At 64.1% G+C, this 16,003-nt stretch carries 20 protein-coding genes; 10 read left to right on the top strand and 10 right to left on the bottom strand.

Annotated features, from left to right (window positions below):
* The first annotated feature begins 10 nt into the window (after window positions 1–10).
* Complete coding sequence (locus O7A60_RS25725; protein ID WP_337108571.1) at window positions 11–394, top strand: DUF1850 domain-containing protein; 384 nt, start codon at window positions 11–13, stop codon at window positions 392–394.
* Here O7A60_RS25725 and O7A60_RS25720 read toward each other — a convergent pair.
* From O7A60_RS25720 to O7A60_RS25710, 3 genes are all read right to left on the bottom strand, one after another.
* A complete protein-coding gene (locus O7A60_RS25720) occupies window positions 307–561 on the bottom strand; it encodes a DUF4166 domain-containing protein (protein ID WP_337108570.1) in 255 nt (84 codons plus the stop codon). The two genes, O7A60_RS25725 and O7A60_RS25720, sit on opposite strands and share 88 nt — an antisense overlap.
* Window positions 562–886: 325 nt before the next feature.
* Window positions 887–1,444, bottom strand: a complete 558-nt coding sequence (locus tag O7A60_RS25715; protein WP_337108569.1) for a dihydrofolate reductase family protein — start codon at window positions 1,442–1,444, stop codon at window positions 887–889.
* A gap of 339 nt (window positions 1,445–1,783) precedes the next feature.
* Window positions 1,784–1,924 carry a hypothetical protein gene (locus O7A60_RS25710; RefSeq protein WP_084636462.1) on the bottom strand — a complete coding sequence of 47 codons (141 nt, stop codon included), beginning with the start codon at window positions 1,922–1,924 and terminating at the stop codon, window positions 1,784–1,786.
* A 402-nt stretch (window positions 1,925–2,326) separates the two neighbouring features.
* Between O7A60_RS25710 and O7A60_RS25705 the strand changes: the two genes are divergently transcribed.
* The 3 genes from O7A60_RS25705 (at window position 2,327) to ligD (ending at window position 6,341) form a co-directional block, all read left to right on the top strand.
* A complete protein-coding gene (locus O7A60_RS25705) occupies window positions 2,327–2,833 on the top strand; it encodes a YciE/YciF ferroxidase family protein (RefSeq protein ID WP_027142569.1) in 507 nt (168 codons plus the stop codon).
* A 106-nt stretch (window positions 2,834–2,939) separates the two neighbouring features.
* Complete coding sequence (gene ku, locus O7A60_RS25700; RefSeq protein WP_337108568.1) at window positions 2,940–3,809, top strand: non-homologous end joining protein Ku; 870 nt, start codon at window positions 2,940–2,942, stop codon at window positions 3,807–3,809.
* Window positions 3,810–3,818: 9 nt separating this feature from the next.
* Window positions 3,819–6,341 (top strand): DNA ligase D, encoded by a 2,523-nt coding sequence (gene ligD, locus O7A60_RS25695; protein WP_337108567.1) that lies wholly within the window; start codon window positions 3,819–3,821, stop codon window positions 6,339–6,341.
* A gap of 209 nt (window positions 6,342–6,550) precedes the next feature.
* On the opposite strand, the gene O7A60_RS25690 is transcribed toward ligD, so the two are convergent.
* Window positions 6,551–7,225 (bottom strand): ArsR/SmtB family transcription factor, encoded by a 675-nt coding sequence (locus O7A60_RS25690; RefSeq protein WP_337108566.1) that lies wholly within the window; start codon window positions 7,223–7,225, stop codon window positions 6,551–6,553.
* Window positions 7,226–7,293: 68 nt separating this feature from the next.
* Between O7A60_RS25690 and O7A60_RS25685 the strand changes: the two genes are divergently transcribed.
* The 3 genes from O7A60_RS25685 to O7A60_RS25675 all read left to right on the top strand — a co-directional run bounded on the left by O7A60_RS25685 (window position 7,294) and on the right by O7A60_RS25675 (window position 8,275).
* The gene (locus O7A60_RS25685; RefSeq protein ID WP_337108565.1) at window positions 7,294–7,509 is read left to right on the top strand and encodes a DUF1127 domain-containing protein; all 216 of its coding nucleotides are present in this window, start codon (window positions 7,294–7,296) and stop codon (window positions 7,507–7,509) included.
* 92 nt (window positions 7,510–7,601) lie between these two features.
* The gene (locus O7A60_RS25680; protein ID WP_140749876.1) at window positions 7,602–7,934 is read left to right on the top strand and encodes an NIPSNAP family protein; all 333 of its coding nucleotides are present in this window, start codon (window positions 7,602–7,604) and stop codon (window positions 7,932–7,934) included.
* Window positions 7,931–8,275, top strand: a complete 345-nt coding sequence (locus O7A60_RS25675) for an antibiotic biosynthesis monooxygenase family protein (protein ID WP_337108563.1) — start codon at window positions 7,931–7,933, stop codon at window positions 8,273–8,275. Before O7A60_RS25680 ends, O7A60_RS25675 begins: the two co-directional genes overlap by 4 nt.
* A 173-nt stretch (window positions 8,276–8,448) precedes the next feature.
* On the opposite strand, the gene mbfA is transcribed toward O7A60_RS25675, so the two are convergent.
* Window positions 8,449–9,432, bottom strand: coding sequence for an iron exporter MbfA (mbfA, locus tag O7A60_RS25670; protein ID WP_337108562.1), 984 nt, complete (start codon window positions 9,430–9,432; stop codon window positions 8,449–8,451).
* Between the two features lie 173 nt (window positions 9,433–9,605).
* Between mbfA and O7A60_RS25665 the strand changes: the two genes are divergently transcribed.
* Window positions 9,606–9,929: a hypothetical protein gene (locus O7A60_RS25665; RefSeq protein WP_337108561.1), complete on the top strand. Its 324-nt coding sequence runs from the start codon at window positions 9,606–9,608 to the stop codon at window positions 9,927–9,929.
* Between the two features lie 144 nt (window positions 9,930–10,073).
* Window positions 10,074–11,051 (top strand): threonine/serine dehydratase, encoded by a 978-nt coding sequence (locus tag O7A60_RS25660; protein ID WP_337108560.1) that lies wholly within the window; start codon window positions 10,074–10,076, stop codon window positions 11,049–11,051.
* 126 nt (window positions 11,052–11,177) lie between these two features.
* On the opposite strand, the gene O7A60_RS25655 is transcribed toward O7A60_RS25660, so the two are convergent.
* Window positions 11,178–11,672, bottom strand: coding sequence for a methyltransferase family protein (locus tag O7A60_RS25655; protein ID WP_337108559.1), 495 nt, complete (start codon window positions 11,670–11,672; stop codon window positions 11,178–11,180).
* Between the two features lie 158 nt (window positions 11,673–11,830).
* On the opposite strand from O7A60_RS25655, the gene O7A60_RS25650 reads away from it, so the two are divergent.
* On the top strand, window positions 11,831–12,304 hold the full coding sequence (locus O7A60_RS25650; protein WP_337108558.1) for a MarR family winged helix-turn-helix transcriptional regulator: 474 nt from the start codon (window positions 11,831–11,833) through the stop codon (window positions 12,302–12,304).
* Here O7A60_RS25650 and O7A60_RS25645 read toward each other — a convergent pair.
* From O7A60_RS25645 to O7A60_RS25630, 4 genes are read right to left on the bottom strand one after another with little or no spacing between them, the layout of a single operon-like run.
* The gene (locus tag O7A60_RS25645; RefSeq protein ID WP_337108557.1) at window positions 12,301–13,437 is read right to left on the bottom strand and encodes an ABC transporter permease; all 1,137 of its coding nucleotides are present in this window, start codon (window positions 13,435–13,437) and stop codon (window positions 12,301–12,303) included. The two genes, O7A60_RS25650 and O7A60_RS25645, sit on opposite strands and share 4 nt — an antisense overlap.
* Window positions 13,434–14,354 (bottom strand): ABC transporter ATP-binding protein, encoded by a 921-nt coding sequence (locus O7A60_RS25640; protein ID WP_337108556.1) that lies wholly within the window; start codon window positions 14,352–14,354, stop codon window positions 13,434–13,436. Before O7A60_RS25640 ends, O7A60_RS25645 begins: the two co-directional genes overlap by 4 nt.
* On the bottom strand, window positions 14,351–15,304 hold the full coding sequence (locus tag O7A60_RS25635; RefSeq protein WP_337108555.1) for an HlyD family secretion protein: 954 nt from the start codon (window positions 15,302–15,304) through the stop codon (window positions 14,351–14,353). Before O7A60_RS25635 ends, O7A60_RS25640 begins: the two co-directional genes overlap by 4 nt.
* 13 nt (window positions 15,305–15,317) lie before the next feature.
* Window positions 15,318–16,001 carry a CerR family C-terminal domain-containing protein gene (locus O7A60_RS25630; protein ID WP_337108554.1) on the bottom strand — a complete coding sequence of 228 codons (684 nt, stop codon included), beginning with the start codon at window positions 15,999–16,001 and terminating at the stop codon, window positions 15,318–15,320.
* Window positions 16,002–16,003: the final 2 nt, after the last annotated feature.

Here is a 16,003-nt window from a genome sequence, read left to right as displayed (position 1 = left end):
GAGGAATCGCATGAGCCTGTGCATCCTCGCCGCCGGCAAGACGGTGACGCTTGGCATAGCCGCCTTCACGCTGGCCTGGACGCATTCGGTGGAACGGACGCGCTGGGAGGAGGACTGGAAGGTGACGCCGTCCGGCCTGCAGGTGATAGAAGCCCGCATCAAGGGCTCGGGGGCCGGCATGGAGCCGCCTGAAGGTGCGATATTGAAAAACGGCTGGTGGCTCTATGCGCCCAAGATGGGCGCGCAGCGTCGAATCCTGCTCGCCGCCTCCGGCGCGACCGGCGATGGCTGGACGCTGTGCACGGTTCAGGGCTGCCTGGAACTCGGCAAGACGGGGGGCGACACGATCTCGCTCGAGCCCTGTGAACCCACCGGCTTCAGCCAGCCGCGATAGCGCACGATCAGGCCGGTGAGCGGGTGTGAAATCTCGACATGGAAGCGGAATTTTCCGTCCTCGACGGTCTCGAAGGAGGTCGAGCGCGGGCAGAGCCACATCGGCGATGGCAGGCCGAGAATGCTCCAGCGCCGCAGGATCAGCTTCAGCTTGTCGCCTTCGGACACGATTGGACGCCCAATGCATCAGCGGGGCGAGCGGCGACAGCGAGCGGACCAAGCCGATGCGCGCCAGCCAGGCAAGGCCGATCAGGGCGCGGTTCAGGGTTGGGGAACGGGCTGTGCAAGCCGTGACCAAGCCTTCGATGGGGTCGCTGCCCAAAAGCGGACCTCGTGAGATACCGTTCGGGGTGGAAAGCCGCCATTGCCCACAAAGTCTCCGGCCTGATCAACCGAGCTCCCACGGCAGACACAGGGGTGTGCCGTGTTGCGCGGCGAGAAGGCTTCCTAGGACGCGCAGGCCGTGAGCTGGGCGGGAAGAAGCTGCTATAAGTCAGCGCGCGCGCCGGTAATGCATGGCGACCGCGCCGTTGCGGAGCGGCTTGGCCGAGATCAGTTCGAGCCGTCGTGTGCTGGGCAGCCCGCTCTGGTAGAGGATCGGACCGTGGCCGGCTATGCTAGGGTGGACGAGGAGCTTGTACTCGTCGATTAGATCCAGCCGGTCCAGCTCGGTCGCAAGCTTGCCGCTACCGAGGAGCACGCCCGCCGGGGTCGCGTCCTTGAGCCTCTGCACGCCCCTGCGGAGGTCGCCGGCGATGTGGTGGCTGTTGGTCCACGGGAAGGACTTTCGCGTCGACGACACTACGTATTTCGGCTTGGCCTCCAGCTTGACCGCCCACTCGCGTATCGCCGGCGGCGCCTCCTCGTCGCCGCGGGCGACTGCCGGCCAGTAGCTCTCCATCATCTCGTAGGTGACGCGACCCCACAGCATCGCCCCGACCTCGTCCATAAGGCGGGTAAAGAAGGCGTGCGTCTCGTCGTCGGCAATGCCCTCCTGGTGGTCGACGCAGCCATCCAGGGTAACGTTGATACTGAAGGTCAATAGTCCCATGCGGCGAGTCTAAGCCATACAATGGAGAACACCTAGGCCGATTGCTCGCGGTTGATGTTAAATTCCGCAATGGTCGAAACCGGCCTTTATGTTCGTGCCCGCAAGCGGACATAGGTCAAGGGGCTCGTAACGTCCGCTCTCCGGAAGTGAGCCAAGTTCCCTTTACGACCCGTTGCGGACATACCAAGTTCACGACAGGTTAGGCCCATCGCGCATGCTAGAGCGCGCTTGCGTGCGGGACCCGCCGTCTGTCGGTGAAAGTCGGGCGATAGGCGGTGGCGCGGGTGTCGATGCCCGGCCTGCAGATGCGGCTGTTGTGGCGGCTTTCGAAGGTCATGGTCAGTGCGCGCCCAGCGACGTGCCGCGACGGGCGCAGGCCGGACCCGGGCCGCGCATGTAATAGCGCTCGGGCCGATAGGTCGGCGCGACGAATTCGCGGATGGCGGCGACATAGCCGATGAGGTGCGTGAGGAAGTTCATTTTACCTGGTCCCTGTCCCGATTTTCGGATGTCCCTTCCGAATTGCGAGAACGATAGCATCGAGGCGTGAATACTCAGTGTACGTGATGTTAATTTCTGGTCGAAAACCCGTCGCTTCGTGGCCGGAATGCGGCTGATTCGGGGTGTTTCGGTGCCTTTTGTCGCCATTTCGTCCGGTGTGACTTTTGCATCACATATGTTTCGTTTGAATGTCGCCTTGGCGCGCTTGTGTTTCAGCTTTCGTGCCGCCCTTGGAATTTCCTTGCCGGTTGGCCGGCAGGCCCGGAACCGCCCCGCGCAGCGGACGTTGGGATCACAGGACCGGCATTGCCGGCTCAGAGGCATTGCCACTGGCAAGCCGCAACTCTCGACACAAGCAAGAGCAATGGAAAGGCTGAAATCATGGGTTTCTTTTCGAAGGACATCAAAACGCTGGACGATCTCTTCGTGCACACGCTGCGCGACATCTATTATGCCGAGAAGCAGATCGAGAAGGCGCTGCCGAAGATGGTCGGCAAGGCAACCGATCCGCAATTGAAGGCCGGCTTCGAAAAACACCTCGAACAAACCAAGGGCCATATCGAACGCGTCGAAGAGGTGTTCGAGCTGCATGGCGTAAAGGCCAAGCAGGTGAACTGCCCGGCCATCGACGGCATTCTCGAGGAGGCCGACGATGTCAGTGGTGATGTCGACGACAAGGATGTTCTCGACGCCGCGCTGATCGCCTCCGCGCAGGCGGTGGAGCACTATGAGATGACCCGCTACGGCACCCTGATCGCCTGGGCCAAGCAGCTCGGCCGCAGCGACTGCGCCAATGTGCTGGCCAAGAACCTTAGGGAAGAGCAGGCGACGGATCGCAAGCTGACCGAAATAGCGGAAAGCAAGATCAACCTGCAAGCCGCCGAATAGGGGCTGACAGCGGGGGCCGGCGGCAACCGCCGGCTCCAGCCGGGCAGGATTGGAACCCATCCGGGTGGTCGTCCGTTGCAGCTGATCTTTGTCAAGGGAAATCATCATGGCGCCGCGCCCGGCCTGGAAAGGCTATCTGAAGCTCTCGCTGGTCACCTGCGCCATCGAACTGACCAATGTCGTCACCCATGCCGATAAGGTCTCGTTCCACATCCTGAACCGCAAGACCGGCAACACGGTGAAGCGTATCTATGTCGACGCCGAGACCGGCAAGCCGATCGAGGAGGGCGACGAGATCAAGGGGTACGAGATCGACAAGGGCGATTTCGTCCATATAGAGGAGGACGAGATCGAGGCGGTGCAGATCGAAACCTCGCACACGATGAGCCTCGACGGCTTCGTTGACAAATCCTCGATCCGGCAGATCTATCTCGACACGCCCTACTATGTCGCGCCGGCCGACAAGGTTTCGCAAGACGCCTTCGCTGTCATCCGCGACGCCATGGCGGGCAAGAAGATGGCCGGGCTGGCGCGCATCGTCCTCTACCGCCGTGAGCGTCCGGTGGTCATCGAGCCGCTCGGCAAGGGCATGGTGCTGACCACGCTGCGCTACGACAATACGGTGCGCCAGCCGGAGACGGTCTTCGGCGACATCGAGGCGGTGAAGACCGACCAGGAGATGACCGACCTTGCCGAGCTCATCATCGACAAGAAGAAGACGAAGTTCGATCCCTCGAAATTCGAGGACAAATATGAGGAAGCCCTGCTCGAACTGATCCGCGCCAAGAAGGCGGGGCACAAGGCGCCGAAAGCCAAGGCGGCGCCCAAACCCTCCAATGTCGTCAACCTGTTCGACGCGCTGAAGAAGAGCCTGTCGTCGGATTCAGGATCAACGAAGCCATCCTCGGCGAAAGCCAAGCCGGCGGCCAAACGCGTCAAGGCGAAAAGCGTCGCGCCGAAGCGCAAATCGGCCTGAGGATACGAGATGGCCAGCAGCCTCGAACAGTACCATTCGAAGCGCGACTTCAAGAAGACGGCCGAGCCGGCCGGCAAGGTTGCGCGCGGGAAGAAGCACGGCGGCATCTTCGTCATCCAGAAGCACGCCGCCACAAGGCTGCATTATGATTTTCGCCTCGAGCATGACGGCGTGCTGTGGAGCTGGGCGGTGACGCGCGGCCCCAGCCTCGACCCCCACGAAAAGCGGCTGGCCGTGCATGTCGAGGATCACCCCATCGACTATGCCGGCTTCGAAGGCACCATCCCCAAAGGCGAATATGGCGGCGGCTCGGTCCTCGTCTGGGACGAGGGCACCTGGACGCCGGAGGGCGATGCGGCCCAGGCGATGAAGAAGGGCCATATCAATTTCGAGCTCGAGGGCCATAAGCTGCGTGGCAAATGGCATCTGGTGCGGCTGCGGCCGCGCCCCGGCGAGAAACGGGACAACTGGCTGCTGATCAAGTCCGACGATGCCGCCGCACGCCCCGGCGAGGACATTCTGAAGGACGAGCCGAAGTCGGTGAAATCAGGCCTGACGATCGAGGAGGTCGGCGAAGGCAAGGCGGCCAAGGGCGAGAAACCGAAGGTCTGGCACTCGAACAAGCCGGCCGCCAGCAAGGCGAAAGGCACGGCCAGGAAACTCGACTTCATCGAGCCGCAGCTGGCCACGCTGGAGCGGGACGCGCCGCCCGGCCAGGACTGGCTGCATGAGGTGAAGTTCGACGGCTATCGCATGCAGGCGCAGATCGCCGGCACCGAGGTGCGGCTCTTGACCCGCACCGGCCTCGACTGGACGGAAAAATTCAGCGGCGAGATCGCGGCCGAACTCGCTGGGCTGAAATGCAGCGATGCCATCATCGACGGCGAGATCGTCGTGCTGGCCGACAGTGGCGTGTCGTCCTTCGCGCTGCTGCAGCAGGATCTGTCGGCGAAGCGGACAAACCGCTTCCTCTACTATGTCTTCGACCTGATGCGGCTCGACGGCAAGGATTTGCGCCGTGAACCCCTGGTCGAGCGCAAGCACGCCTTGCAGGACCTGCTCGGCGAGCAGGCCGACAATGCGGCGGTGCGTTTCTCCGACCATTTTACCGAACCCGGCAAGATCATGCTGGAACATGCCTGCCGCATGGGGCTGGAAGGCGTCGTCTCGAAACGCGCCGATGCGCCATACCGCGGTGGACGCGGTCCGACATGGGTCAAATCGAAATGCACGGCACGCCAGGAATTCGTTATCGGCGGCTATCTGCCGTCGGACAAGACCGGACGCGGCCTGCGCTCGCTGCTGGTCGGCTATTTCGAAGACGGCAACTTGCACTATGCCGGCCGTGTCGGCACCGGCTTCTCCACCAAGGGCGCCAACGACCTGAAGAAGAAGCTCGATGCGCTGAAGGCAGACGCCTCGCCTTTCGATGCGGCCGTGCCGAAGGGCAAGGGCCTGGTCTGGGTCAAGCCGGAGCTGGTCGGCGAAGTGGAATTTCGCAGCTGGACGTCGGACCGTATAATACGCCATGCTTCGTTCCAGGGGCTGCGCGAGGATAAGCCGGCGGAGGAAGTCGTGCAGGAAAAGCCGAAGCCAGCGACAGATAAGGCAGCGACAGGCAAGGTCCCAGCCAAGGCCAAGCCGGCGGCAAACGCCAATACGGCCGGAACGGCGGCGAAAACCACCGTGAAGCTGTCCCACCCGGACAAGCTTCTGTGGCCCGACGAAAAGATCTCGAAGCAGGCCCTGCTCGATCATTACGCGCTGGTATGGCCGCGCATGAAGCAGTTCGTGGTCGAGCGCCCGCTCAGCCTGGTCAGGGCGCCGGATGGTGTCGGCGGCCAGCGCTTCTTCCAGAAGCATGCCTCGGCCGGCATGCATGCGAAGATCGAGAAGACCAGGGATCCCACGGATGGCGAGGAAATCCTGTTCATCCGCGATTTCGACGGCATCGCGGCGCTGGTCCAGCTCGGCGTGGTCGAGATCCACATCTGGGGCTGCACGATCGACAAGCTTGAACAGCCGGACCAGATCGTCTTCGACCTCGACCCCGACGAAGGCGTCGATGTGAAAGCGGTTCGCGAGGCGGCGCTCGATATCAGGGGCAAGCTCGACGAGCTGTCGCTGCCCAATTTCGTCAAGACATCGGGCGGCAAGGGCTTTCATGTCGTCGTGCCGCTGAAACCGGCGGCGGATTGGGCCGAAGTCAAAGGCTTCGCCCATGATTTCGCCAGGGCGCTTGAGCAAGGCGCGCCGGACCGCTACACGGCGACGCTGTCAAAGAAGGCGCGCACCGGAAAGATCTTCGTCGACTATCTGCGCAACGGCAGCGGCGCGACCACCGTCGCACCATATTCGTCGCGGGCCAAGAAGGGCGCGACGGTGTCGATGCCGGTGACCTGGGCCGAGATCGAGGCCAGCCTGCCGCCAAACGCCTTCCCGATCGGCGACAAGACGACGCTGAAGCGGCTTTCGGAAGCCGATCCGTGGGCGGATTTCTTCAAAAAGGGCAAGGTGTTGAAGCGGGGCTAACTCGACTTTCGACGCCGTGGGGCACCACCCCCCTCTGGCCTGCCGGCCATCTCCCCCTCAAGGGGGGAGATTGATGTCACGACGGCTTTCGCTAATTTCCAACATCGGAAAGAAGGTGCCGGGCATCGAACTGCCGATCTCCCCCCTTGAGGGGGAGATGCCCGGCAGGGCAGAGGGGGGCGCTGCCCCGCCGAGGTCTCCGCAATCCGTCACGCCAAAAACACCCTCTCGAACGCCTGCTTGCCGGGCGGCGAGAAAATCACCGCCCGGCTGTCCTTCTCGCGGCGCGCCCATTTCTCGGCAAGGATCTTGTCGAGGATGGCGGCGCCCAGCGTCCCGGCGAGGTGCGAGCGCCGCACGCTCCAGTCGAGGCAGGCGCGGCACACCGGCCGCCGCGGCTTGGTGTAGACATCGATGCCTATCGCCGCGAAGTGCGATGCGGCGGAGGGTCCGAGCCTGATCTCCTTGTCGTCGCGGACCAGGATGTTTTTCTCGACAAGGCGATCCAGCATCGCAACGGCCTGCTCGCCGGCAAGGTGATCGTAGCAGACGCGCGCGACGCGCATCGCGCCGTCGCGAGGGCCCGGCCGCACGCGCTTGGGGCCAACGGCTTCGGCCACGCCGGTGATGGCTTCGATCATGCCGGCCACTTGCGGGCCAGCCAGCCCGTAATAACGATGCCGGCCCTGGCTGGCCAAGGTCAGCAACCCGCCCTCCATCAGTTTGGACAGATGCGAGGAGGCGGTCGGCAGCGACACGCCGGCCTCCAGCGCCAGTTCGCTCGCGGTCAATGCCGTGCCGCCCATCAGGGCGTTCAGCATGTTGGCGCGGGCCGGATCGCCGACAAGGCTGGCGATGCGGGCAATGTCGGGTCCTTCACGCATGGTTTGATCCTTATCGAAGCATTCTCGTCAGGTAAACATTATTCTCCGACCAGATCAAGGAGACGACGATGGCCGCAAGAATCGCTTTCACCCCCGCACCGTTGCCCCGCCGCCAATCGTTCCCGTTCATCGTCTGGGTCCGCTCGCGGCTGCCGGCCCGCTGGTATGACCGCCATTTGCAGCGCCGCGACCTTCGCGAGATCGACGACCATCTGCTGCGCGACCTTGGCCTGACACGGGAAGATGTGCGCCGCGAATGCGCGAAGTCCTTCTGGCAGGCTTGAGGTCAGGACATTTGCCTAGCAGATCGGACGATACAACGGTTCGACGCCGCTCGAATTATCGACGCGAAAACACTCTTCAAGGAGAGACCGAGATGACCATCACCTGCTTCATCCGCTATGAGATCGACCCGTTCGGCAAGGCCGCCTTCGAGGAGTATGCCCGCAACTGGGGCCAGGCCATTCCGCGCTGCGGCGCCGATCTGATCGGTTATTTCGCGCCGCATGAGGGCTCGGCCACGACGGCCTATGCCGCCTACAACATCGAGAATCTGGCCGCCTACGAAGCCTATCGGGCCCGGCTTGCCGCCGACCCCGCCGGCAAGGCAAACTACGAGTTCGCCCGCCGTGAACGCTTCATCCTTAGGGAGGACCGCATGTTCCTGAAACTGGCTTCCGGCCCGCACGCGCCACTGGTGAAGCTATGATCGCCGTCATCTTCGAGGTGCAGCCCGCACAGGGCCGGCGCGAGGCTTATCTGAGCATCGCCGCCGAGTTGCGGCCGCTGCTCGACGGCATCGATGGGTTCATCTCCATCGAGCGCTTCCAGAGCCTGGCCGACCCGAACCGGATCCTGTCGCTGTCGTTCTGGCGTGACGAGGAGGCGGTCAAGGCCTGGCGCAATACCGAAGAACACCGACAGGCGCAGAAGGCAGGGCGGGGCGGCATCTTTGCCGGCTATAGATTGCGGATCGCGCATGTGGTGCGGGATTATGGGCTGACGGAAAGAGACGAGGCGCCGGCGGACAGCCGGGCGGTGAATGGGTGAGAGATTAGCGCGACGCTTTTCCCTTCTCCCCTTGTGGGAGAAGGTGGATCGGCGCGCAGCGCCGAGACGGTTGAGGGGTGTTCCAGCGGAGTGAGACGCTGGCTTTCCCTGGAGCACCCCTCATCCGACCTCGCTGCGCGAGGCCACCTTCCCGGGGGGAAGGAAGAGGCGTTCTACGCATTTCCGATCAGCACACCCGCCGCGAACACCAGGGCACCGCCGAGAACCACCTGGAAGGCGGCGCGCAGGAACGGGGTCTGCATGTAGCGGTTCTGGACGAAGGCGATGGCCCACAGTTCGAAGAACACCACCACGGCGGCAACGCCGGTCGCCGTCCAGAAATGCGGGATGAGGTAGGGCAGCGCGTGGCCGAGGCCGCCCAGCGTCGTCATGACGCCGACGGTCAGGCCGCGCTTGATCGGCGAGCCCCTGCCCGACAGTTTGCCGTCGTCGGAGGCCACTTCGGTGAACCCCATCGAGATGCCGGCACCGATCGAGGCGGCGAGACCGACCAGAAGCGTCTGCCACGTGTCATGCGTGGCAAAGGCGGCGGCGAAGATCGGCGCCAGCGTCGATACCGATCCGTCCATCAGCCCGGCCAGGCCCGGCTGCACATAGGTGAGAATGAACTGGCGCTGCTCGGCGGTCGCCTCCTCGACCCTGACTTCGCCCGGAACATGTTTCTGCTCCAGGGCATGCGCCGAGCTTTCATGGCCCTGTTCGGCCGCGGCCAGGTCGTCGAGCAGTTTGCGGGTCGAGGCGTCGGTGGTGCGCTTGGCCGCCTCGACATAGAACAGGTAGGCCTGCCGCTCCATCGCCTCGGCCTGGCGGCGCACGGCCTCGATGCCAAGCGGCCGCACCAGCCAGTCGGGCTTGCGCTCGAAATAGCCTCTCACATGTTCACGGCGGATCAATGGAATGCGCTCGCCGAAACGCTTGCGGAAGAGCTCGATCAGCGAGTCGCGATGGCCATCTTCCTCCTCGGCCATTGCCTCGAACAGTTTGGCCGATTGCGGGAAATTCTCGGCCAATCCGTCCGCATAGGCCCGGTAGATGCGCCCATCATCTTCCTCCGATGAAATGGCCAGCGCCAGGATCTCCTGTTCGGAGAGTGATTCGAAGGAGCGGCGGCCGAAGCCGAAAACACTGGAAAGCATGAGGAAATCACCCTAGTTTAGAATTGTTCTAAACTAGGGTTTACGGCGCCCGTGGTCAATCGCGCGCTTGGCCGCCGTCAACAATAGTTGAAGCCCGGCCTTGGGCATCGCCCTTCAGTATTGCCGAATGTTCACCTATATGTGGCACCAAGCCAAAGAAAAGGAACGAGTTGATGACGGCCAAGAAGCCTCCGCACGCCTATGACCCGAAACCGGTGCTCGATCTCATCGCCAGCATCGAGGCCGACCTGCAGCGCCTGAAAGGCCTTGTCGAGCAGCAGGTCGAGAGATTCGACCCCGCCAATCCGCACAACAAGGCGCCCGACGGCAAGCTGACCGAGGAAGGCGTCGAGTGCTGCTACCGCATGTTCGACGAAGGCAAGTCGCGCTATTCGGTGGCCCAGCAGATGAAGATCTCGTTCGCCGCCGCCACGCATCGGTTCAACAGCTGGCGCAAGCTGGGCGGGACCAAGCGGCAGCGGACGCTGCTGGGGTGAATTGCGATATGCCGGCGGCCGCATCGCTGGATACATTTGTATCTTGATCACAATCACTAACTTTGTCCCGGTCACATCTTTTCGTTGGCCTCGCGCGAGCCTTTGCGTGCACCATGGCCGGATCGCATCGCCACAGGACCCGCCATGACCACCCCTCCCGGCATCGCCGATATCCACGCCGCCGCCGCGCGCCTTTCGGGGCTGACCGTCGAGACACCGCTGATCGAATCGCAGGAGCTGAACAGGCGCTTCGGCGGCCGCATCCTGTTCAAGCCGGAGACACTGCAGCGCACCGGCTCGTTCAAGTTCCGCGGCGCCTACAACAAGCTGTCCTCGCTGAGCGAGGCGGAACGCAGCCGTGGCGTCGTCGCTTTCTCCTCGGGCAACCATGCGCAAGGCGTGGCGGCTTCGGCCGCCATGTTCGGCGTCAAGGCGGTCATCGCCATGCCGGCGGATGCGCCCGACATGAAGATCGCCAATGTCCGCAAGTTGGGCGCCGAGGTGGTACCCTTCGATCGTTTCAAGGACGACCGCATGACGGTGGTTCGCCCCTACCTCGACAAGGGCATGGCGTTGGTGCCGCCCTTCGACGACCCGGCCATCATCGCCGGCCAGGGCACGATCGGTCTGGAATTGATGCGCCAGGCAAAGGCGCTCGGCGTCAGCCTCGACGCGGTCGTCATCCCCTGTGGCGGCGGCGGCCTGACCAGCGGCATTTCCGTCGCGGTCAAGGATGCCTCGCCCGGCACCGCGATCTGGGCGGTCGAGCCCGAGCATTTCGACGACACCCGCCGCTCGCTGGCGGCGGGCGCCAGGGTTTCGAACGAGCCGGGCCACAGTTCGATCTGCGACGCCATCCTGACCGCCGAGCCGGGCGTCATCACCTTCGAGATCAACCGCCGCAACCTCACAGGCGCAATCGCGGTTTCCGACCAGGCGACCGCGCAGGCGATGCGCGACGCCATGGCCCATCTCAAGCTGGTGGTCGAGCCCGGCGGCTGCGTCGCACTGGCGGCGCTGTCATCGGGCGAGATCGAGCTGTCCGCCAGATGCGTGGCCGTGGTGCTGTCCGGCGGCAATGTCGATTTCGGCACCTATGCGGAAATCATGGGGGCCGCATAAAGGTTGCAATTGATCTGCGGGATCATGCGCTGGCCAATTGGACGCGCGGCACTCCAGGGTCAAAGCCAAATCAGTTGGCTGCCGCAAATGGCGCCGGCGCTGCAGGCCGGCGCTCTTGTCCAACTGTCACAGCCAGCGGCGCACGCGGGCCTTGTAGCCCCGATAGACGTCGCCGAACCGCCTTTCCAGGTAAGCCTCCTCGCGCGCGACGACGCCATAGCGGACCATGAACACAAGCGGCAGTGTTAGGATCAGAACCCACGAGCTTTGTGTCGCGACGCCGATGCCGCCGTACATGAGAAAAAACCCAAGATAGATGGGATTGCGGGTCCAGCGGTAAATGCCTGTCGTCACGAGCACGCGGGCTGGCTGGTTCGTGGGCAAAGGCGTCGCAGCGCTGGAGAAGCGGCGGACCCCCGCGGCAAAAAGCGCCAAACCTATCAGGATCAGCGACCCGCCAATGATCCGGTGGACCAGGTCGATCCCCGGCACCGGGAACGGCAAAGGCAGCACCCGATCCAAGGTGAGACCGACCAGAACAGCGGCAGGAAAGAAAAGGATCGGTCGCCCAGCGACGCCTGCTGTCGCGGCCACTTGTTGCCCATCTGTGTCCATACCCATGGCTGCTCCTGCAGATCCTGGAGGCTACGCAGGGGAGGTCGCCTTCAAAATGACAACTAAGGTGTCATTCTATACTTGACAATCGGCGTGTCAATCAGGAGACAGGCGAGGTCAGCGGAATGGATGCGCATGGCAGCGGCACGACACAGGACCGAGGCATGCCGAAGGACGGGATCGGACCAATCGTCGACAGCAAGGGCGAGGCAATCGCCGAGCTGATGCTCGAAGTGGCCCAGTGCTTCTTCAGAATACGGGCCCTCGGTCAGAAAACGGGGCTCATCACCAGCTGGGGCGGCGGTGCGTTCGGCTTCATGCGAAGTCTCGCGCTGCTTGGTCCGCTGACCGTGCCGCAGATCGCTCAGATGCGACCCACCAGCCGCCAGCGGATGCAGCGGCTGGCGGATGAGCTTGCGGCCGAGGGGCTCGTCAAATTCGCCCACAATCCGAAGCACCGGCGCTCCAAGCTCGTGCAGCTGACGCCCATGGGCGACGCGCGCTACCGCGAACTCAACACCCAGCTCCTTTCGATCGCAACCACCATGGGCGTCGCGCTCAGCGAACCGGATATTCGCAGGACGACCGAGATCGTGCGGCGGCTGAGCGATGATGTGAGAGGGCGCTCGAAACTTTAATCCAGCGTGCGCCTGAACCGTACCAGCGCCACGCCGGCGAACAGCGCCACGAACGCCGCCAGCCAGCCGATCTCGGTCGCCACCGCCGGCAGTTGGGCGCCCTTCAACATCACCGCGCGGGTGATGCGCAGGAAATGCGTCAGCGGAAAAATCTCGCCGAAGGTCTGCGCCCAGCCCGGCATGCCGCGATAGGGAAACATGAAGCCCGACAGCATGATCGAGGGCAGGAAGAAGAAGAAGGTGAGCTGAAGCGCCTGCATCTGCGTCCGCGCGATCGTCGAGATCGTGTAGCCGAGCAGCACCAGGGACAGCACGAACACCAGCACCGCCGACAAAAGCAGCGTCATCGAGCCGGTGAAGGGGATGGCGAACAGAAGCTTCGACGCCGCCAGCACCACCACCACCTGCACCGCGCCGACCGCCAGATAGGGCAGCACCTTGCCCATCATGATCTCCAGCGGGCTCGACGGCATCGCCAGGAGATTCTCCATCGTGCCACGCTCGGTCTCGCGCGTCAGCGCGATCGAGGTCATCATCACCATGGTCATCTGCAGGATGACGCCGAGCAGGCCGGGCACGATGTTGTATTGCGAGATGCCTTCGGGATTGTAGCGCCGGTGGACCACGACATCGAGCTGTCCCCGCGCGGCCTCGGCGGCGGCTTCCTGCATGCCCTGCGCTCTCAGCAGCGCCTGGCCGGCGATGGTGCCGAGCGTCGATATCGCGCCGCTGGCGACCGCCGGATCGGTGGCGTCGGCCTCGATCAGGATCTGCGGCTTGTCGCCGCGCTCGACGCGCCGGGCGAAATCGGCGGGGATGGTGACGACGAAGGCGACGTCGCCGCGCGCCATCAGGAACTCGGCCTCGTCAGCGCTTTGCGCGACATTGTCGAAGCGGTAGTAGCCGGTGGTCTGCAGCGCCGAGACCATGGCGCGGGTGTAGGGATCGCTGCTTGTCGCCACCAGGGCCGCCGGCAGGCTTTTCGGGTCGTTGTTGATGGCGTAGCCGAACAGGACGAGCTGTATCAACGGCACGCCGAGCATCATGGCGAAGGTGATGCGGTCGCGCCGCATCTGGATGAACTCCTTGATCAGCAGGGCGCCGAGCCTGGCGAAGGAAAAGACGCTGTTCATGCCATATTGTCCTTCGATCCCGACATGAACTGGATGAAGACGTCCTCCAGGCTGGTTTCGCCGGGTTTCGCGGTTACCCCTTTGTGCTCTCTCTCGACATCGGCAAGGGCAGCCTCAAGCTTCTTGCGGTCGGAACCGACGACATGCAGCGTGGCCCCGAACGGGGCCACCTGGTCGACGCCGGGGCGGCCTTGCAGCGCTTGCGCCACCTCGTCGAGCCGCGGACCCTGCAGCACGAAGGTGGTCAGGCCCGCATTCTTCACCACCTCGGCGACGGTGCCGGTGGCCAGCATCTTGCCGTAGGAGATGTAGCTGATGCGGTGGCAGCGCTCGGCCTCGTCCATGTAATGAGTGGAAACCAGCACGGTGAGCCCGCCGCTGGCCAGGCGATGGATCTCGTCCCAGAACTCGCGCCGCGCCTTCGGGTCGACGCCGGCCGTCGGCTCGTCGAGCAGAAGCAGTTTCGGCTTGTGCATGATGCAGGCGGCCAGCGCCAGACGCTGCTTCCAGCCGCCGGACAAGGTGCCGGCCAGCTGGTTGCGGCGCGTCGCCAGGCCGAGATCCTCCAGCGTGCGCGAGACATATTCCTCGACCGGCTTCAGCCGGTAGAGCCGCGCCACGAATTCCAGGTTCTCGCCGATCGTCAGATCCTCGTAGAACGAGAATTTCTGCGTCATGTAGCCGACTTCACGCTTGATCCTGAGCGCATCGGTGCGGATGTTGAAGCCCAGCACCGTGCCTTCGCCCTCGTCCGGCGTCAGCAGGCCGCACATGATGCGGATGGTGGTGGTCTTGCCCGAGCCGTTGGGGCCGAGGAAGCCGACGATCTCGCCCTCGGCGACCGACATCGTCACATGATCGACGACGGTCTTGTCGCCGAAGCGCTTGACCAGGCCGTGAACGTCGATGGCGTTCATTTTCCCATATCCGCGAGATCGACATCGACGATCTGGCCGGGCTGAAGCGGCCCCGCATCGCCCTCCGGCCGCGCCTCGACGAGGTAGACCAGCTTCTGCCGGTTCTCGAGCGAATAGATCACCGGCGGGGTGAATTCGGGATCGGGCGAAACGTAACTGACGCGCGCCTTCACGTCCGGGCCGCAGCCGTCGCAACGGACGCTGAGCAGGCTGCCGACCTTGACCGAGGAGAACGCGCTTTCCGGAATATAGACGCTGAGCTTCACCGCGCCATCGGGAAGCACCGAGATGACAGGCGCGGTCGGGCCTGCCGTGTCGCCGGGATTGCGGATGACGTCGTTAACGCGGCCGGGCGAAGGGGCGGCGAGCGTGCGCTTGGACAGGCGCCATTGCGCCTGTTCCAGTTCCGCCTGCGCCTGCTTGACTTGGTTGTCGGCGGCCTTGATCGTCTCGGGCCGCGCCGGCAGGCCGCCGACGGCGAGATTGGCCTCGGCCTGGCCAACCTGGGCATTGGCGGTTTCCAGCGTCGCCGAGGCGGTGTCATAGTCCGCTTGGGTGCCGGTACCGCGCTTGAACAGATCGGAGGCGCGGTCGTTTTTTCGCTTGGCGTCGGCGGCCTGTGCCTTGGCCATGTCGACCTCGGCCTTCAGCACGGCGATCTCTTCCGGCCGTTTGCCGACCTGGAGGTCGGCAAACTGCGCCTGCGCCTGTGCAAGGGCCGCCTGCGCTTGCGCCACCGCGATCTTGGCGTCGGCATTTTCGAGTGTCACCACGGTGGCTCCCGGCGTGACGCGATCGCCACGCTTCACGGTCACCGTCTCGACCTGCGCCACCTCGATCGGCGCCAGGAGCACATAATCGCCCTCGACATAGCCGACGGCGAGCGGTGTCGCCGGGGCGCAGGCAGCGAACAGTTGGGCAGCGAGCGGCAGCGAACACAAAATGCTCATTGTCTTGATCCCTTCATCCCTGCCTCTTTCGGGCGGCCAGCATGGCGCCGAGGTTGTCCGTGGTGACCGCCACCACCTTGGCGGCCTCGGCGGCACCGATTTCGTGCCAGCCCATGCGGCGCATCACCGCCTCGCGGCCGATGCGGAAATAGATGACCTGGCCGATCAACGTGAACACGGTGAGCCGGGTCCGTTCGCTCTCGGCCAGCTCGCCGGTGGCCTGCTCCCAGAGCAGACACAAACGACGATGCGCCGGATCGAAGACGCCTTCATAGATGCGGTCGAGCGCTGCCGTCGGATACGACAGCTCGCGCAGCACGAACTGCACGATCTCTCCGGCCTGCGGACTGGCAACGACAAAGCCGACCATCCGTTCCAGGGCCGCGAAGAGCTGCGCGCGCGCCGCCTCCGGATCGCCAGCCGTCGCGACCTGTTCATTGAGCGCCTCACCGGCGACGGCCTGAATGGTCTCGACGATAAAGTCGGCGGCAGCGGCGCGAAGACCTTCCTTGCCGCCGAAATGATAGGCGATCGAGCCGATATTGGCCCCCGCTTCGGCCGCGATCTCGCGCGTCGAGGTGCCGTCGAAGCCTTGCCGCCCGAACAGTTTCAGCGCCGCCCGGACGAGTGCGGCGCGCGTCAGCTCTGCCGGGGATGTCTCGCGGCGGGGCGTCTTGGCATCTGGCGATTTGATCATGT

The sequence above is a fragment of the Mesorhizobium salmacidum (SeqCode) genome (assembly GCF_037179605.1).
GTDB classification, from domain to species: Bacteria; Pseudomonadota; Alphaproteobacteria; order Rhizobiales; family Rhizobiaceae; genus Mesorhizobium; species Mesorhizobium salmacidum.
This window is presented reverse-complemented; position numbering and strand designations above follow the sequence as displayed.

Excerpts from the sequence above, each read along its gene's own strand:
- O7A60_RS25725 (WP_337108571.1), top strand. The coding sequence starts at position 11 with ATGAGCCTGTGCATCCTCGCCGCCGGCAAGACGGTGACGCTTGGCATA.
- O7A60_RS25715 (WP_337108569.1), bottom strand. The coding sequence starts at position 1,444 with ATGGGACTATTGACCTTCAGTATCAACGTTACCCTGGATGGCTGCGTC.
- O7A60_RS25710 (WP_084636462.1), bottom strand. The coding sequence starts at position 1,924 with ATGAACTTCCTCACGCACCTCATCGGCTATGTCGCCGCCATCCGCGAA.
- O7A60_RS25705 (WP_027142569.1), top strand. The coding sequence starts at position 2,327 with ATGGGTTTCTTTTCGAAGGACATCAAAACGCTGGACGATCTCTTCGTG.
- ku (WP_337108568.1), top strand. The coding sequence starts at position 2,940 with ATGGCGCCGCGCCCGGCCTGGAAAGGCTATCTGAAGCTCTCGCTGGTC.
- ligD (WP_337108567.1), top strand. The coding sequence starts at position 3,819 with ATGGCCAGCAGCCTCGAACAGTACCATTCGAAGCGCGACTTCAAGAAG.
- O7A60_RS25690 (WP_337108566.1), bottom strand. The coding sequence starts at position 7,225 with ATGCGTGAAGGACCCGACATTGCCCGCATCGCCAGCCTTGTCGGCGAT.
- O7A60_RS25685 (WP_337108565.1), top strand. The coding sequence starts at position 7,294 with ATGGCCGCAAGAATCGCTTTCACCCCCGCACCGTTGCCCCGCCGCCAA.
- O7A60_RS25680 (WP_140749876.1), top strand. The coding sequence starts at position 7,602 with ATGACCATCACCTGCTTCATCCGCTATGAGATCGACCCGTTCGGCAAG.
- O7A60_RS25675 (WP_337108563.1), top strand. The coding sequence starts at position 7,931 with ATGATCGCCGTCATCTTCGAGGTGCAGCCCGCACAGGGCCGGCGCGAG.
- mbfA (WP_337108562.1), bottom strand. The coding sequence starts at position 9,432 with ATGCTTTCCAGTGTTTTCGGCTTCGGCCGCCGCTCCTTCGAATCACTC.
- O7A60_RS25665 (WP_337108561.1), top strand. The coding sequence starts at position 9,606 with ATGACGGCCAAGAAGCCTCCGCACGCCTATGACCCGAAACCGGTGCTC.
- O7A60_RS25660 (WP_337108560.1), top strand. The coding sequence starts at position 10,074 with ATGACCACCCCTCCCGGCATCGCCGATATCCACGCCGCCGCCGCGCGC.
- O7A60_RS25655 (WP_337108559.1), bottom strand. The coding sequence starts at position 11,672 with ATGGGTATGGACACAGATGGGCAACAAGTGGCCGCGACAGCAGGCGTC.
- O7A60_RS25650 (WP_337108558.1), top strand. The coding sequence starts at position 11,831 with ATGCCGAAGGACGGGATCGGACCAATCGTCGACAGCAAGGGCGAGGCA.
- O7A60_RS25645 (WP_337108557.1), bottom strand. The coding sequence starts at position 13,437 with ATGAACAGCGTCTTTTCCTTCGCCAGGCTCGGCGCCCTGCTGATCAAG.
- O7A60_RS25640 (WP_337108556.1), bottom strand. The coding sequence starts at position 14,354 with ATGAACGCCATCGACGTTCACGGCCTGGTCAAGCGCTTCGGCGACAAG.
- O7A60_RS25635 (WP_337108555.1), bottom strand. The coding sequence starts at position 15,304 with ATGAGCATTTTGTGTTCGCTGCCGCTCGCTGCCCAACTGTTCGCTGCC.
- O7A60_RS25630 (WP_337108554.1), bottom strand. The coding sequence starts at position 16,001 with ATGATCAAATCGCCAGATGCCAAGACGCCCCGCCGCGAGACATCCCCG.